Annotated in this window: 15 protein-coding genes and 1 pseudogene; 14 read left to right on the forward strand and 2 right to left on the reverse strand. The window is 55.1% G+C overall.

What is annotated here, in order from left to right; translation table 11 throughout:
- From J2Y63_RS34530 to J2Y63_RS34555, 6 genes and pseudogenes are all read left to right on the forward strand, one after another.
- Positions 1–1408: site-specific integrase (locus J2Y63_RS34530; protein WP_435269710.1), on the forward strand; the 1408-nt coding region annotated here is incomplete at its 5' end.
- Positions 1409–1766: 358 nt separating this feature from the next.
- On the forward strand, positions 1767–2822 hold the full coding sequence (locus J2Y63_RS34535) for a hypothetical protein (RefSeq protein ID WP_435269711.1): 1056 nt from the start codon (positions 1767–1769) through the stop codon (positions 2820–2822).
- A 353-nt stretch (positions 2823–3175) separates the two neighbouring features.
- Positions 3176–3523, forward strand: a complete 348-nt coding sequence (locus tag J2Y63_RS34540; protein WP_435269712.1) for a hypothetical protein — start codon at positions 3176–3178, stop codon at positions 3521–3523.
- A 212-nt stretch (positions 3524–3735) separates the two neighbouring features.
- Positions 3736–3924, forward strand: coding sequence for a hypothetical protein (locus J2Y63_RS34545; protein ID WP_435269713.1), 189 nt, complete (start codon positions 3736–3738; stop codon positions 3922–3924).
- 364 nt (positions 3925–4288) lie between these two features.
- Positions 4289–4612 (forward strand): plasmid mobilization protein, encoded by a 324-nt coding sequence (locus J2Y63_RS34550; RefSeq protein WP_435269714.1) that lies wholly within the window; start codon positions 4289–4291, stop codon positions 4610–4612.
- A gap of 197 nt (positions 4613–4809) precedes the next feature.
- A pseudogene (locus J2Y63_RS34555) lies at positions 4810–4971 on the forward strand (hypothetical protein); the annotation flags it as partial.
- A gap of 210 nt (positions 4972–5181) precedes the next feature.
- Here the strand turns inward: J2Y63_RS34555 and J2Y63_RS34560 are convergent.
- Complete coding sequence (locus J2Y63_RS34560; protein WP_435269723.1) at positions 5182–5334, reverse strand: hypothetical protein; 153 nt, start codon at positions 5332–5334, stop codon at positions 5182–5184.
- Here J2Y63_RS34560 and J2Y63_RS34565 point away from each other — a divergent pair.
- From J2Y63_RS34565 to J2Y63_RS34600, 8 genes are all read left to right on the forward strand, one after another.
- On the forward strand, positions 5333–5560 hold the full coding sequence (locus J2Y63_RS34565) for a hypothetical protein (RefSeq protein WP_435269724.1): 228 nt from the start codon (positions 5333–5335) through the stop codon (positions 5558–5560). The genes J2Y63_RS34560 and J2Y63_RS34565 overlap by 2 nt on opposite strands.
- A 232-nt stretch (positions 5561–5792) precedes the next feature.
- Positions 5793–6392 (forward strand): hypothetical protein, encoded by a 600-nt coding sequence (locus J2Y63_RS34570; protein WP_435269715.1) that lies wholly within the window; start codon positions 5793–5795, stop codon positions 6390–6392.
- A gap of 122 nt (positions 6393–6514) precedes the next feature.
- Positions 6515–9286, forward strand: coding sequence for a class I SAM-dependent DNA methyltransferase (locus J2Y63_RS34575; RefSeq protein ID WP_435269716.1), 2772 nt, complete (start codon positions 6515–6517; stop codon positions 9284–9286).
- Between the two features lie 3 nt (positions 9287–9289).
- Positions 9290–11359: a DEAD/DEAH box helicase gene (locus tag J2Y63_RS34580; protein ID WP_435269717.1), complete on the forward strand. Its 2070-nt coding sequence runs from the start codon at positions 9290–9292 to the stop codon at positions 11357–11359.
- Entirely contained in the window at positions 11352–12533 is a 1182-nt protein-coding gene (locus J2Y63_RS34585) for a GIY-YIG nuclease family protein (protein WP_435269718.1), read from the forward strand. The genes J2Y63_RS34580 and J2Y63_RS34585 overlap by 8 nt, the downstream gene beginning before the upstream one ends.
- 157 nt (positions 12534–12690) lie before the next feature.
- Complete coding sequence (locus J2Y63_RS34590; RefSeq protein ID WP_435269719.1) at positions 12691–13827, forward strand: hypothetical protein; 1137 nt, start codon at positions 12691–12693, stop codon at positions 13825–13827.
- A complete protein-coding gene (locus J2Y63_RS34595; protein ID WP_435269720.1) occupies positions 13828–14352 on the forward strand; it encodes a hypothetical protein in 525 nt (174 codons plus the stop codon). It begins immediately after the preceding gene.
- 430 nt (positions 14353–14782) lie between these two features.
- The gene (locus tag J2Y63_RS34600) at positions 14783–14995 is read left to right on the forward strand and encodes a hypothetical protein (RefSeq protein ID WP_435269721.1); all 213 of its coding nucleotides are present in this window, start codon (positions 14783–14785) and stop codon (positions 14993–14995) included.
- Between the two features lie 34 nt (positions 14996–15029).
- Here J2Y63_RS34600 and J2Y63_RS34605 read toward each other — a convergent pair.
- Positions 15030–15720, reverse strand: a 691-nt coding sequence (locus J2Y63_RS34605) for a DUF6880 family protein (protein ID WP_435269722.1), incomplete at its 5' end; no start/stop codon positions are given.

Consider the following 15720-nt stretch of genomic DNA (forward strand, 5'->3'; position numbering starts at 1 on the left):
AAGCTCTGAAATCGACATATGTCCAAGCCCTCTTTCGAGATTGAACATCGACAATCATAAGCTGATCCGGAAGGTGGGGTCAGGACGGCGCTTACAATACAAGCTCAAGACCGCCGCCACCGAGCGCGACAGTGCATTCAAGCGCGAGGTCAACAATGTCTATTCGTCTTTTATCAACACGCAGGCAATGATCCTCGAAACATTTCATCGTCGGCGTGAAACAGAGACGTTAAATCCAGACCCGATCCTCCCCGGCCTAGAAGCACTTTCAGCGAAGATCGCGTCTCTCAACAGTGCTGTCGAGATCATGCTCGACGGTGGTCGTCCGGGGCCTTTGCTCTCCGTAGCCCTTGAGGATTGGTTTAGCGTTCGAAGTGGTCTTGGTATTGATCAGAAAAAAATCGATACCGACTACAACCGGGTCAAAGACTTCATCGGGTTCTCAGGTGATAAGCCTATCAACAAATATCGGTTTCTCGACTTCCAGTCATTTGCCAACCTGCTCGCCCGCGTTCCAGCAAGCTACAGCGTAAAACCAGAGTTTCGCGGCATGACGCAGGTGCAGGCAGTCTTTCACAACGATAACTTGCCATTGCATAAGCAGCACAAGACCCTAACCGGAAAAACGATCGAGACGAATTACCTGTCGCCACTGAATATGATCTTTCATGACATGTGCGCGCATCATGGTTTCACGTCGCCACTCGCCAATGTCACGGTGCGCATATCTGCAGACGCACGGGACTCGACCGCACGACTGCCGTTTGAGGTTGCAGAGTTGAACCGGTGGTTTGCATTCGCAGCGCTAGAGGACCGTGGTGATAACAAGTGGTTGCCACTCCTCGGCACCGTGACAGGAGCGCGGGTCGGTGAACTCATCCCCTTGCAACGCAAGGACATTTATCAAGTCGAAGGCGGACACTGGGTTCTGGACCTCACTACAGACCTCACCGATATCGAGGGGCTGCCCGTGGCTCGGCGCATCAAGAACAAGTCGAGCAGGCGCATTATCGCCATTCACCAGTCCATCGTCGATGCCGGGTTCATCGACTACGTTAAATCCTTTCCCAAAGACGGTCGAATTTTTCCATGGGCTTTTCACCATGGGAAGAAAGCCGTGAAACGCCCGGCCGACGCCGCCTCGAAACGCTTGAATGCACAGTTGAAGAAAGTCGGTATTCACAAGGAAATCGAGTCGACGTTTCACTCCACCCGTCACACCGCCAAGGACATCATGCGAGTGGCGAAAATTGACCAGAGAACGCACGACAAGCAAACAGGTCACGCGCTGAAGACCGTGTCGGATAACTACGGTGCCAAGACCCTGAAACGTGAGGAGTTGGAGGTACTTGCAGTTCTCCCACTTCCGGAGGGCCTTGACCTCTCGCCTTACCTTGCGGTTCGGTAAGATGATCGGCGCTTGACCCGTGCGCAAAAGGCGCTGAACATGAAAAAACCGCCGTCGATGGGCTGGAACCCTCAGGCGGTTTTTTTGGGTGCGAGTTCATGTTGACCGACAGCGAGACTGCAGTAAAGCTCCGTTACTTTAGCCGGTGACCCTCAGGCTGGGAGATACCCCAGCCAAGCCCCAGGACGAGCGCGCTCAACGGCGTCAACAAATTTGGAGGCCCCGCATCCTTGTGGATGAAGTGTGGCAAGACCGGGATCGCGATCGCGCCCTCCGTCTGTCATGGCGTTGCAACGAGTATCAGTTTGCTAAGCGCCTAGACCTTCCGCTTGCAGGGTCAGCGAAGAACGTACGGGCGATGATCTCCGTGGCCGTCGATGCCGTTCACACGGCGCTCCATTTTCCCGGGCTTCGCGTCTCCTGTTCCCGCCGCAATGGCTGGTGGCATGAGACGCGGCGCTACCGCGATGCCGATTTCACCTACTATAACGTCGTGCCGGCGATCGATGCCCTTCTCGACGCTGGAATTCTGGTCGACTACGACTTACAGCCTGCAGGCCGATCCACAGGCATCCAGTCGAGCTACCGGCCCGCCCCATGGCTCGCCGAGGTCGCATTACCGGACCTGCGCCATGAGGTCGCCGAGGTCATCCGAATGAAAGACATCGAGGGGCGTTTGGTGGATTACCGTGACAATGATAGGACGCGGCGTGACCGCAGCATGCTCGCAAAGGTTAACCGCCGCCTCGCCGAAGCCGACATCGGCCTCGTTGTTCCCGCCGCCGTTCGGGACGACAATGCGATCCGGCTCGATGGCTACGCGGTGTTCCCCGGAATGACATCCCTGTACCGGGTCTATAAAGGCGGATGGGATCGCGGCGGACGGTTCTATGGCGGTTGGTGGCAATCGTGCCGAAAGACGCATCGGCAGCACCTCACCATCGACGGCCACCGCACCGTCGAACTGGACTATCATCAAATCCATCCCCGCCTGCTCTATGGCATTGCCGGGCGGCACTTGGAAGGAGATGCCTACACCATTTCCGGATGGGATCGCGATGTCGTCAAGAAGGCGTTCAATACCCTTCTGAACACTCAGGACTTCGAGGAAGCGCGCGGCGCGATTGCAAAGAATCTGGGCGCTGATCGCGACACCGCAGAATGGCTGATCCTCGATATCACGATGCGGCAACCGGATATCAAATCCTATTTCCACAGCGGCATCGGCATGTCGCTCCAAAATATCGATTCTGAAATCTGTCGTCAGATTTTAGTGCAGATGTACCGACATGGCATCGTAGCGCTCCCCGTCCACGATTCTTTTATCGTCGCGGAACAGCACGAGGACACTCTTTCGAAGGTTATGCAGACGACGTTCGATACGGTGGCGAAAACAGCCCAAAAACTGTTCTGAAACATTGAGATAGTTCATCTTTAGACTACAAGCGGCCCCGTGAGGGGGGCGCTGCCCTTGGAGGCTTCTTTCTCCGTGAGGTTATATACGGATACCGGTATCACTGAGGGGCATCTGGGTGATCGGATATTCCAAGGCTTCATCGTCGCCTGCTGGATTCCAATGGGACGTAAAACATCGGATAGCGGCCCGCGTGATGCGCAAGTACGACTGGGATGGGTACGGACATCATGAGCTGACGCCTGCCCGAGAGCCAAAGCATAGTCAAATTAAACTTGACCCAAGCTTTGGCCGACCAGACCCTGAATTAGAGGCGCGATTATTGGAAGCCGCCTTAGCCAAGAGGGAATTATATGAAGATGTCAGGTCTAGCTCTCAACGCAGATACCGTGGAACTGTCGAGCGACGTTGAGGCGGATGGCGCATGGAAACTCGCACGGCTTGACGCCATTGCGCAAATGGATGATCCCGCAATCCGTGAAAACAACCGGTATGTCTTAGGACACATGGTCGGCACCTCAGAGGACTATGATGACGCTAGGTTTCTGCTGACCTTCAGTTCCATGGTCCTATTGAAAGACGCTGCGTGGCAAAGAGGGAAATTGGACGCGCAATCCGAAGCCGTCAGGTCCGGATACATCCGCGATCCAAGAACTGGAATGCTATGGAGGTTACACGCGGTGCCGTCCGGCAAGGAATAGAGTGTCGGTAGCCGTGTTCATAAAGCCGCGTCAATGTACGATTACGGCCCGTCAGCGACGGATAAACGTTTCACATGGGTCTGACACAGTTTTTGGCGCTGGACCCCATCTGGCGGGCCTGCAAACCGCAAATTCAATCATACGGGAATAAAGGCGCTCATTGGCGCTGGCCTAGTCCCGGACATGGACCATATCCGGGACACGAGATGATAATGGGCGTTACGATCCGTCAAGTTGTCGCCATTGCGACCGAGGCTCGGCTTCGCCTGCGCCCGCACCACCCGCTCGGCGAAACTGGACGGCTCTTCACTCCAGCGAAGGATCGCTCGACTTTCGAAGTGATGCCGATGTTTCGAAAGTCGAACGGATGGCAAAAGTTCGAAAATCGAATGAGCGCTTGAAATCCGCAACCGCGGCGAATTTCATGTACAAATACGTGATGTTTCGGCTCATCATGTCTCCACGAGCGCCCATCTTTCGACATTGGAAATGATCGTTGCGAGCTTCGAAGTGCACGGTTCGAGTTTCGATCTATTCCTTTCGAAGTTCGAAGCTTCATCAAAGTCCGTCATCGACCCGCTCAAAGCAGGCCGAAACTCGAACGGTATTTGCGCCGGCAGAATCCACACCCCATCATTTCCTCAGACAATAGAGAGGGAAAGAGCCAGCAATGGCGTGTTACCACACACGCCGCTGGTCAGGGGGAGCAAACTCCCCCGTGAACCCCCTCGGCCCCTTTCGCGGGCCTGTAGATGGGAGGGACGCATGCGTGCCAGGATTGTCCGGGTTCGGACTACCGACACGGAATTCTCGAGAATTAAAGACATCGCCACAGCGCGAGGTCTTTCGATTTCCGAACTGATCCGTCGCGCTGCCCTCGGCACCCGTATGCCCGCCCGGACATTCGATGCCAACCATGCCGTCGTGCTTGCCCGGGCGTTGAGCGAGATTGGCCGTGTCGGTGGAAACTTGAACCAGCTGGTGCGGCTCGCCAACTCCGGACGGATAGCGGGACGCGACGAAGAACTCTCCCGCATCCTTGCTGATGTTCATGCCGTCCGGTTTCGTCTCCGGGAACTGCTGACATGATCGTGCAGACGACGCGCATCCGTCGCGACGGCGGCGTTCGGTACCTAGCCCGTCACTTACTGGACAAGGTGGCCGAGAACGAATGTATCGACGTCCTCGCAGGAGATCGGCAGGCGCTGGACGATGCCCATGCGCTCGCAACGGTGAAAGGCTGCCGTTATAGCGTCCGCCACCTTTCGGTTTCGCCCGAGCGCGCGATGTCGCCCGCACAGTTGTCGGCATTTATCCGGGCGATCGACACCGAGTTCGGGATCGGTGGAGATCGCCCGCGCCTCGTCGTCCGACACGTCAAGGAAGGGCGGGCGCACTTCCATGTCGCGGTGGCCGAGGTTGATCCTACCACCTTCCGGGTTCTTGATTGCCGCAACGATTTCGCCCGCCTCGAAGCCATCGCTCGTCAATACGAGGCTGATCACGGGGAAACAGTTCAGCCGGCACGTGCCGAAAGACGCCACCGACGGACGGAGGGATTTTCGGACGTCGCCCGCAAGCGTGCCGAGCGTGAAAACCAAGACTTCGATCGAACGGCACTCAAGGCAGCCTTCGCCCTTGGACACGCAGCCTTCCATTTAGAATTGGATCGTCAGCGGCTCGTTATCGCGGATGGCGACAAGGGGCTGATCCTTGCGACGACCGGCGGCGAGTTCGTTGCCGCCGCCAGCCGTGCGGCCGGAGTTCGACGTGCCGAGTTCCAGAATTTCATGAAAACGGAGTTTATCCATGACCAACTTATCGGAAGCCAGGACGAATGTCCTAACCATCGTCTCGAACACGGAAACGTCTGTAGCGCGCCTCCTGCCTCTTCTCTCGTTGCTCGAAACGCCGGAACAGCCCGACCGGCTCGGTCAAATGCTGGAGGTGCTGCACCTGATCTTGGACATACAATACCAACAAGCCGACGTCCTGAAATCCTACGCCGAACGGCTCGACCGGTTGGCGCGTCGGTAGCCTCTGGGCGACGTCGGGAACAACTGGAGCTTCATCGCATCGGAAAGGTGGACCTCGACGACCTATTGCGGCGCGCCCAAGCTCTGGCGACATGGATGAGGTCTCTGTTCGAGCCACAGACTGCACGTCTGGTCCGACAGATCGCCGATGCCCGGATGCGGAAATCATTTCCGCCTTACGAGCCAAACCAGGCACCGATTCCATCTTACAGTTATCTAAGGAGACCACATCAATGAAAGACGCCAACTCCCGAAAGAGACGTCGTCGCCGGTCGTGTTACGATCGGCTCCGGATGCGCATGATTGAACGCCGCCGCGCAAGACGAGCGAACCCGGCTCAATACGCCGCGCTACAGCTTCTGGCGTTGTTTTCGTTCATCTTGGGAGGTGCCGCGCCACCGGCACAAGCGTTGCCACGTTACACGCCGCCGCCGATGTCGCCGCGACACGCTCAGCGTCTGGAATTGGCCCGACGTCTTGACGTCCCATCTCGCTACGTCGACATTTTTCTGTCGCAAGGTTTTGTCCCCTATGCGCGCCTGTTCGAAGACATTCGCCGCGGCGGTGTCTCCCGCCGAGATGCCGTTGTACAACTTCGGAAGCGGGTGCCTGAGGCCTCTCTTGACTGGCTGGATTACATTCAGAAATGGGATCGCTGGTCGGAGCTCCTTCGATGCTACGTACCTCATGAGCGGGAAGACTTAACAGACGTCAGGGTCTTGGAGTCGACACTGCGCTGGGTTGAAAATTTGAAACGCAGCACCTCTGGTCAACCAGGCGCAACTCTCGAAACAACCGGCGTCGATACCGATCCACAAAAGCCGAAGACGTGAATGGAAGACGCCATTTGACCGATGACGACTCAACCCTAACCCGCTAGAGATCAATCCTGAAATTTCTGCTCGGTCCGGCCAAAGTAGGGCAGGGCGAAAGTATTGCATGGGGAAGACGTCGTATGAATGCGGTCGAAATCGAGGAAGCCGTATCGGAACTCGCCAATCAGCCGTTTGAGGCTGCGGAGTTTCCGTTCTCCTTCCTGGCCGCGTTCGGCAACAAGGAAACCACCATAAGACGGCTGCGCACAGCATCGGCGAACACCTCCGATGTGGCAGGCGGAGTGCTTCAAAAGAGCAACATCCACATCGCCACTTGCGCCGAGGGCAAGGTCGGCGAAACCCTCGTGGCCTTGCGCACCAGCCAGAAGACCGTGTCGAACAAGGCGAAGTTTATCCTCGCGACGGATGGCGTTTCATTCGAAGCTGAAGACCTGGTAAGCGGCGAAACGGTAGCCTGCGCCTACCCTAAATTTCCAGATCATTTCGGGTTTTTCCTGACCTTGGCGGGGATCACCACCGTCAAACAAATTCGGGAAAGCTCGTTTGACATCCGGGCCACAGGGCGGCTGAACAAGCTGTATGTCGAGCTCTTGAAGGATAACCCGGATTGGGCGACCGCAGTTCGCCGCCCAGACATGAACCATTTCATGGCGCGGTTGATTTTCTGCTTTTTCGCTGAGGACACTGACATCTTCAACGGTGAGGGCGTGTTCACCTCAACCATTGACCAGATGAGCGACCGCGACTCGTCTAATACGCATGAAGTCATCAGCACGCTATTCCGGGCAATGAACACGAAGCTCGGTGATCGCGCCGAGGCGAGCCTTCCGAGGTGGGCGAACGGTTTTCCCTACGTCAACGGTGGCCTCTTTTCAGGCAGCACGGAGGTGCCACGGTTCAGCAAGATTGCCAGGTCCTACCTTCTTCATATCGGTGGTCTGAATTGGAGGCTGATCAACCCCGACATCTTTGGGTCTATGATCCAAGCCGTTGCTGACGACGACGAGCGCGGCGCTCTTGGCATGCACTACACCAGTGTGCCGAATATCCTGAAAGTTTTAAATCCTCTGTTCCTCGACGATTTACGCGAGAAACTGGCTGACGCCGGTGATAACGCCCGCAAGCTTTTGAATCTCCGCAATCGCATGTCCAGAATTAGGGTCTTCGATCCTGCCTGCGGTTCAGGTAATTTTCTGGTCATCGCCTACAAACAGATGCGGGAGATCGAAGCAGAGATAAACAAGCGTAGAGGGGAGTCGGATCGGCGCACGGAAATTCCTCTCACGAATTTCAGGGGCATCGAACTTAGGGACTTCCCTGCGGAGATCGCCCGTCTTGCCCTTATAATCGCGGAGTACCAGTGCGATGTCCTCTACCGTGGGCAGAAGGAAGCTCTTGCGGAGTTCTTGCCGCTGGATGCCGAAAATTGGATCGTCTGCGGTAATGCCCTGCGCTTGGATTGGTTGAGTGTTTGTCCGCCCACAGGGACGGGGGTTAAGCTGCACGCAGATGATTTGTTTCACACTCCGTTGGCTCAGCCGCAAATCGATTTTGATAACGACGGCGGTGAAACATACATATGTGGCAATCCTCCTTATGTATGGACGAACGACCAGACGCCGGAGCAGAAGTCTGACCTTCAGGCTCTCTTTGGCGCTTTCACCCGATCATGGCGCGCTTTGAACTATGTATCCGGATGGTTCGTGAAACTGGCTGACTTTAGCTCAGTTTGTAGTTGCCGAGGGGCATTTGTCTCAATCAACACGATATGCCAAGGCCTTCACGCTACGGTGTTGTGGCCAGTCATCTATAAAAAGTTGCACCGTATCGAGTTCGCGCACACCTCTTTCAAATGGAGAAATTTGGCGTCTAACAATGCGGGAGTAACTGTAATAATTATCGGATTGGCTAAAACGCCGATTAGCTCATCGCGTCTGTACTACGAAGATGAGGCAGGCCAAACACTAATGCGGTCGGTTGCCAGGATTGGGCCGTATCTAGTCCCCAATGTGGATACATTGGTGGAAAAAACTAACTCCCAAATATCCGGTCTATCGGAAATGATCCGGGGAAACATGCCCTACGAAGGCGGGAATCTCCTCCTCAGCATGGCCGAGAAGGATGACATCGTTCGGACCAGCGCAGGCGCATCGCAATACCTTCTACGTATTAGCGGGTCCTCTGAAATCATTGATGGCAAGCCCAAATACTGCATTTGGCTCGACGACCACGATGTGGATACCGCGAGGCGGATTGAACCAATAAGATCGCGGGTTGACGCTGTAAAAGCGTTGCGCGACCTAAATGACGATCCAAATATTGTCGCCCTACCTCCGCACCGTTTCCGCGAGATGAATCGGGGATTACATCACGTCATCGCCATGCCCGCGGTTTCCTCGGAGAATCGAGAGTATCTTCCTGCGGAATTGATTGACACAAGGCACACTATAACAAATCGTGCTTACGGTATCTTTGATGGAGATATTCTAAATTTTTCTCTGCTTGTTTCAACTCTTCATATAATATGGGTTGGGACAGTATGTGGTCGACTTGAGAAGCGTTATTCATACACGAATACACTCGGCTGGAACACTTTCCCAGTTCCACTCCTGACCGAGAAGAACAAGGCAGACCTTACCCGTTGCGCCGAGGATATTCTTCTGGCTCGCGAGGCGCATTTTCCGCTGACAATTGCCGACCTGTATGATCCCGAGGCCATGCCTGCCGATTTACGCGCCGCCCACGAGCGCAATGATGAGGTCCTGGAGCGCATCTATATTGGGCGTCGCTTCCGCAACGACACTGAGCGGCTGGAAAAGCTTTTCGACCTTTACACCAAGATGACTGCCGATAAGGCACCTAAGAAATCGACCCGGAAAGGCGCGGCCTGAACGATGACCACGACAAAGACCATTCCTTCGGTTTCCATGCGCACTGCTGGAACAGGCGCTTCCACCAAGGCCAACGAACTCGGGATGCGCACGATGCAGGAGCGCGCCTATGAACACCGCGGCGAGCAATACCTGCTAATCAAGTCACCGCCCGCTTCGGGAAAGTCACGGGCGCTGATGTTCATCGCGCTCGACAAGCTTCACAACCAGAATGTCCGCAAGGCGATCATCGTGGTTCCTGAACGATCGATCGGCGGTAGTTTTGCGGATGAGCCACTATCGAATTATGGGTTTTGGGCAGATTGGACGGTGAAGCCGCAGTGGAACTTGTGCAACGTCGCGGGTATCGAGAACACGTCCGTCGCAAAGTCCAAGGTCAAGGCCGTTGGCCGGTTCCTTGAGAGCGACGATCGAGTTCTGGTCTGTACGCATGCGACCTTCCGCTTCGCAGTCGAAGACCTCGGAATTGAAGCTTTCGATGATTGCCTAATTGCGGTCGACGAGTTCCACCACGTCAGTTCGAATCCAGACAACAAGCTCGGCGCGCAGTTAGGACAATTCCTATCCCGTGACCGCGTCCATCTGGTCGCCATGACGGGGTCTTATTTTCGTGGCGATGCCGAAGCGGTGCTCGCTCCTCAGGACGAGTCCAAGTTTGTCACCGTCACCTACACCTACTATGAACAACTCAACGGCTACGACCATCTGAAGTCTCTCGACATCGGCTATTTCTTCTATAGCGGCAGATATCTCGATGCCATCACCAAAGTCCTCGATCCCGCCCTCAAGACCATCGTGCATATCCCCAACGTCAACTCCCGGGAGAGCACGAAGGACAAGGTGAAGGAGGTAAACGAGATCATGGACGCGCTCGGCACTTGGGAGGGTGAAGACCCCAAGACCGGGTTCCACCTGGTGCGGCTGCCTGACGGACATCTCATCAAGATCGCCGATTTGGTCGATGACGATTCGGCACGGCGCGACAAGGTCGTTTCAGCATTGAAAGACCCCAACCACAAAAACGACCGCAATCACATCGATATCATCATCGCGCTTGGCATGGCCAAGGAAGGGTTTGACTGGATTTGGTGCGAACATGCGCTGACGGTTGGCTATCGTGCCAGCTTGACGGAGATCATTCAGATCATAGGCCGCGCAACGCGAGATGCTCCGGGCAAGACATCGGCTCGGTTTACCAACCTGATCGCCGAACCCGACGCCAGCGAAGAAGCGGTCGTGGATGCCGTGAACGACACGCTGAAGGCGATCGCTGCCAGCCTGCTGATGGAACAGGTGCTCGCGCCAAAGTTCAATTTCACCCCAAAGAACGCAGATAGCGGGCCTCTCCCGGACTTTGACTATGGCGACGGTGGCTACGACCCAAAAGGCACGAATGTCGGCTTTAACGAAGCGACCGGTCAATTCCATTTCGAGATTAACGGCCTCGTCACGCCGCAGAGCAACGAAGCCAAACGCATCTGCCAGGAAGACCTCAACGAGGTCATCACGGCCTTCGTTCAGGATAAACCTTCGCTAGAGAAAGGCCTGTTCGATGACGAGACTGTGCCTGAGGAATTGACCCAGGTCCGTATGGGCAAGATCGTCAAGGATCGTTATCCGGACCTCAGCGACGTCGATCAGGAAGCCATACGGCAGCATGCTATTGCCGCCTTGAACCTGACGCAGAAGGCCAAGGCGGTTGCGGCAGAATTGGAGGACTCCGGGCAACTAACGGGCGGATCGGCACTGATCGATGGGGTCCGGAAATTTGCAATGGACGTCCGGAATCTCGACATAGACATGATCGACAGGATTAATCCCTTCGAGGCCGCCTATTCGATCCTCGCAAAATCCATGAGCGAACAGACCCTGAAGCAGGTCGCTGCGGTGATTGCCTCCAAAAAGATCAGCATTCCATATGAAGAGGCCCGAGACCTGGCCTTGCGGGCACGGAAATTCATGCAGGAGCGCGGTCGCGCTCCCGACATCACATCCGCCGACGCATGGGAAAAACGCATGGCAGAAGGCGTGGTTGCCCTCAAGCGTCACGTAGAGCAGCAGAAGAATGGTTGATATTTCGGACGACGACCTGCTCGCTGAACTCGGGGCAGCGCCAGAGGCGAAAAAGCAGAACGCAAGGTCGCCACGCGACGAGCGGATTATTGCAGGATTTGAAGACATCGTGCGCTTCCGGGAGGAGCACGGTCGCGTGCCTCGGCACGGCGATAATCGCGATATCTTCGAGCGCCTGTATGCCGTGCGCCTCGACAGGCTGCGCGCGCAGGAGGATTGCCGCACCTTGTTGCATGAATTCGACCGGTACGGCTTGCTGGTGATGGCTCCAGCATCCTCGATCGAAATCGAAGACCTCGACGACGACGCCCTTCTTGCCGAACTGGGCGTCGAACCGGTTGGCGATGTGGACCTCACGAACCTGACGCATGTGAAGCCGCGTGCGGAGGTTCGTGCTGCCGAGGAGGTTGCAGATAGGACGCCATGTGTAGACTTCGAATCCTTCAAGCCTCTGTTTATGCGCGTCAAGGAAGACCTCGATAGGGCCGCCCGCGAGACCCGACGGTTCGGCGAAGACGCCGACGTCAAAAAGGGTGAGTTCTTTATTCTAGGCGGTCAGATGGCATTTGTCGCGGACATGGGGGAAGAGTTCAGGAGCGATTACGGCCGACCAGATCGGCGGCTCCGGGTAGTCTTCGACAATGGCACCGAGAGCGATTTGTTGCTCCGATCATTCCAGCGGGCACTCTACAAGGACGAGGCAGGACGCCGAATTACAGACCCTAATGCCGGGCCGTTGTTTGGCGGTGCCGCAGAAGATGACGACCTGGAGAGCGGCACAATCTACGTGCTGCAGAGCAAGTCCGACCACCCTGACGTCGCCGCCCACCGCGATCTGATCCACAAGGTTGGCGTCACGGGCGGCAGTGTCGAGGCCCGAATCGCTAATGCAGCGCTGGATTCCACCTACCTTCTCGCTGAAGTCAAAGTCGTGGCGACGTACAAGCTATTCAACATCAACCGCAGCAGACTCGAGAATGTTCTCCATCGCGTGCTGTCGCCAGCCCGACTCGATTTGACCATTCAGGACCGTTTTGGCAATCCAGTTAAGCCGAAGGAATGGTATCTCGTACCGTTGCATGTCATCGATGAAGTGGTAGCGCGGGTGAAGGACGGGACGATCATTGAGTTTCAATACGATCCGGCCGAGGCAAGATTGATACCTACGACCTGAATTCCGCTGAACAGCCGTTGCGGACTTGACGATGATGTTGCAGTTCGGAGCTGGGAATTAATCCAGTTAATCGAAGATAGGCTTATTCTTGGCTTGCAACATGCCTTGCGTGTCTAGCCAAACGTAACTAACGTCTGGCGCGACTTGGGGGTATTACATGCAAAAGAAAAAATTTGATATTTCTGCAAAACTTGTTTCGCCGTCTACAAAAGCTTGGGTCGTACATGCAGGTCGCGGCCGCGTTAACTACAATGATTTCGCAGCAGACAATGTTGTGTTCTTGGAGGCACCATACCTCAATGTAGACAAGCTAATTTTGGGGAAAAGAGAAAAAATTCGGCGTGCATTGCGACAGTCTATAGCGTGGCGCGAGCACAAAGAGACGACGGGCAGTCAACCTCCAAGTCAAAATCCTGCGGACTATTCAGACAGCGTTTTTAGTGACAACGCGCTACAAGCATTAAGTGGAAGTATCAGCCGTCTCTACGGGCAGGCAAAGGTTGGCGATCTTGTCGTTGTGCCTGGTCGTGACATTATTGAAGGGCTGTCTCAAGCTGTAGTACGAATTGGTGAGATCGTTTCAGCGTTTGACCCTCAAGATGTTTACAGCGGCGGGCGCGTCGAAAATCAAGTAGTGCCGACGCGAAAAGTGAAGTGGCTGAATGTTATTCCGAGAAGGAATATCTCTCTTCTTCTCGAGAAGAAAATAGGGAAACCCCCTGCTGTCAGAGAAATAAAGATTGATAAAGATACAGAGGAGTTGCTCGGCCATGCGTACGAATCGTACATTTTTGAAGGCAGTTCGAGCGGAGTCGTATCTGCCAATAAGTATGACGGTTCGGATTTCATAGTTCTCAATAGCTCAAGCGAGCTGATTGCCCTGTTGGTATCGGCTCACGCCGCCTTTTCCGGTGGGGTGAGCCCGCCAAGTCATATAACTGATGCTAAGGACTTCGCGGCAACATATTTCAAACATGCCAGTGTTGAGAATATTGAAGTCGATTTCGCTTCACCCGGATACTGGCGCATTGTTGGGGCAACTGTTTCCCTAGCAGCTTTTGTCGGACTGGGGATAGCTATCTTTTCAAGTGGTCTATCTGCAGACACGCTAGTCAAAGGGATTGAAGTCACGAATTCGGTGTCGCCGTCTGACAGCAATGTTAAGGCTCTCGAAGAGTCGATGAACCTCTTCTTGAAGTCGATGGACAAGCTCGAATTGGAGAAGGCCACCAAGACCGCTACGGATGCCAAGGCGACAATCGGATTACAAAGCTCAACAAAGCCGGTGAACTAAATGTGGCGTTCTTTCAAAGCAAGCTTTCGGAATTTCATAAACCTGCTCGTCTCAGATACGATACCAGTTTGGCTTTCGGTCGTTTTGATGTTTTGCGGTGCGGTTGCGACATACTACGTCGCGCCTCTGATTAATGAAAAATTCGAAATGCAGGCAGCGCGGAGAGAGTTCCTCGTCAAAAACTTAGAAGATTTTTCCGGCAATGCAAAGACGCTGATCGATGTCGTCTCGAAGGCTGTAAACGAAAAAAGTCAGTTCAAGTTTGATGCACTGGTTGCTGATGCGAATCCATCGATTGCTAAGTTACAGTTCTCCGCAACGCAGCTAGTTTACATTGTGCCCGACAACCACGGGGACATCCTGGAGTTTCAAAGGACACTCGACGCTCTGCAAGACAAATTGGTGAGACATAAAGCTGATTCAGACCGCGCGCCGATCATGGAGGATGCAAAAAACCTGATGAAGCAATCTCTGTTGATTTATGATGCTCTACTAAAGAAGGCAGGGCTCTCGGGAAGGGGTTGAGTTTTTTAGTTTTGTGAGAACTGCAATCTATCCATCTGTTGAAAACCTAAATTGATTGACCATGGAGCGAAATCAGACGATATAACGCGCTGTACCCTCGCATGTACCCAAACCGAGTTTTGGCGACGCATGAATCAATGGGTTACGCGACGTTTGGCGGGCGGTCCCACCCTCTCCGCCATTCTGAACCTGGGTTGCCAGCGTTTCCCCACATAACGATCGTATTCGACTGGTCTGTCTACGAAGGCGTTCTCGTAATAGGGCCACGTTCCCGGCACTTAACGGGTCCTCTCCGAAAAATTCCACGCCTCCGGTTGCAAGAGGCTGGAGACGATGGCGTCCGGCGAAAATCTGGCCCTTACTCACTATGGGATTACTGTCGTGATGGGATTACTGTCCTGCCGAGATGCGCGCACAGTGAGGGTAAGCGATGTCAACGTTCACAGTCACGACCACCCTTAAGATAGAAGCAGACACCGCCGAGGAGGCTGCGCTGCTAATGTATCGCGCGCTAAGTAGAGGATCGGTGCCGAACCACTACCTGGTCACAGGCGAGACAACGGCAACGACGGTGGTGCTCGATCGAGAAAAGGCAGACGAATATGCCGTAATCGATCACACCGCCGACCCTGGCAACTGGTAAGACACTGTCCGGAAGCCGACGAGCGTGGGTCGCATTACCCGACTAAGCTCCAGAAGCCAGGCTTCTTGCTGTGTCGGCGCTTCAGCTCTGCCACATAGGCATCGTGGGACCCGGCGTTGCCGAAATCGTGGATGTGAGGGGTGAGAGACGCGCAGGTCACGAGGTGCCGCGCAGCGTGTTTGTAGCGGCTTGATCGTGCGCTATCGAGGGTGAAGTCGATCATCGCACGCAAGACGATGGTTGCCGCGAGCGGATACTTCTCGGCCAGCGCTTCGGCGGCCATCGTCATGAGTTCGTAGAGATTGCCGTCGAGCTCGCTGGTCCGTTTCTGCACGAGCTTCGCCCCTTCTCCGAGTGCAGGCCAATGGAGAAAGAACGCTAGAGCGCGATGAACGTCGGGGAAGGTCTGGACATAGGCGGATGCCTTCTGTTCGGCCTCGAGGTCATCGAAGTCCGGCAAGCGCTTGAGGAAGGCGCGCAGATGCTGGTCGCTAAGCGATTGCTCAAAGCATTGCCATCGAAAGGCCTGGGCTTCATCGGCGCGGCCGAGAGCGTCAAGTGTTTCGGCGCGAGCGCGTTGCCACTCGAATGGGACGTCCTGCCGCCCCATGGTCTCTACCCTATCCAGAGTGACCTGAGCCCCTGAACTTCCTCCAGATTTTGGTAGAGTCCGTCGTATCAAGGAGACGGACGGAATGAAGCATTCACGGTTCACGGACGAGCAG

This window comes from Shinella sp. BE166 (genome assembly GCF_051201095.1).
In the GTDB taxonomy this organism is placed as follows: Bacteria; Pseudomonadota; Alphaproteobacteria; order Rhizobiales; family Rhizobiaceae; genus Shinella; species Shinella lacus.

What these genes read in the sequence shown, in the direction of transcription:
- J2Y63_RS34535 (WP_435269711.1), top strand. Translation starts at nt 1,767, where the DNA reads ATGATCTCCGTGGCCGTCGATGCCGTTCACACGGCGCTCCATTTTCCC.
- J2Y63_RS34540 (WP_435269712.1), top strand. Translation starts at nt 3,176, where the DNA reads ATGAAGATGTCAGGTCTAGCTCTCAACGCAGATACCGTGGAACTGTCG.
- J2Y63_RS34545 (WP_435269713.1), top strand. Translation starts at nt 3,736, where the DNA reads ATGGGCGTTACGATCCGTCAAGTTGTCGCCATTGCGACCGAGGCTCGG.
- J2Y63_RS34550 (WP_435269714.1), top strand. Translation starts at nt 4,289, where the DNA reads ATGCGTGCCAGGATTGTCCGGGTTCGGACTACCGACACGGAATTCTCG.
- J2Y63_RS34565 (WP_435269724.1), top strand. Translation starts at nt 5,333, where the DNA reads ATGACCAACTTATCGGAAGCCAGGACGAATGTCCTAACCATCGTCTCG.
- J2Y63_RS34560 (WP_435269723.1), bottom strand. Translation starts at nt 5,334, where the DNA reads ATGGATAAACTCCGTTTTCATGAAATTCTGGAACTCGGCACGTCGAAC.
- J2Y63_RS34570 (WP_435269715.1), top strand. Translation starts at nt 5,793, where the DNA reads ATGAAAGACGCCAACTCCCGAAAGAGACGTCGTCGCCGGTCGTGTTAC.
- J2Y63_RS34575 (WP_435269716.1), top strand. Translation starts at nt 6,515, where the DNA reads ATGAATGCGGTCGAAATCGAGGAAGCCGTATCGGAACTCGCCAATCAG.
- J2Y63_RS34580 (WP_435269717.1), top strand. Translation starts at nt 9,290, where the DNA reads ATGACCACGACAAAGACCATTCCTTCGGTTTCCATGCGCACTGCTGGA.
- J2Y63_RS34585 (WP_435269718.1), top strand. Translation starts at nt 11,352, where the DNA reads ATGGTTGATATTTCGGACGACGACCTGCTCGCTGAACTCGGGGCAGCG.
- J2Y63_RS34590 (WP_435269719.1), top strand. Translation starts at nt 12,691, where the DNA reads ATGCAAAAGAAAAAATTTGATATTTCTGCAAAACTTGTTTCGCCGTCT.
- J2Y63_RS34595 (WP_435269720.1), top strand. Translation starts at nt 13,828, where the DNA reads ATGTGGCGTTCTTTCAAAGCAAGCTTTCGGAATTTCATAAACCTGCTC.
- J2Y63_RS34600 (WP_435269721.1), top strand. Translation starts at nt 14,783, where the DNA reads ATGTCAACGTTCACAGTCACGACCACCCTTAAGATAGAAGCAGACACC.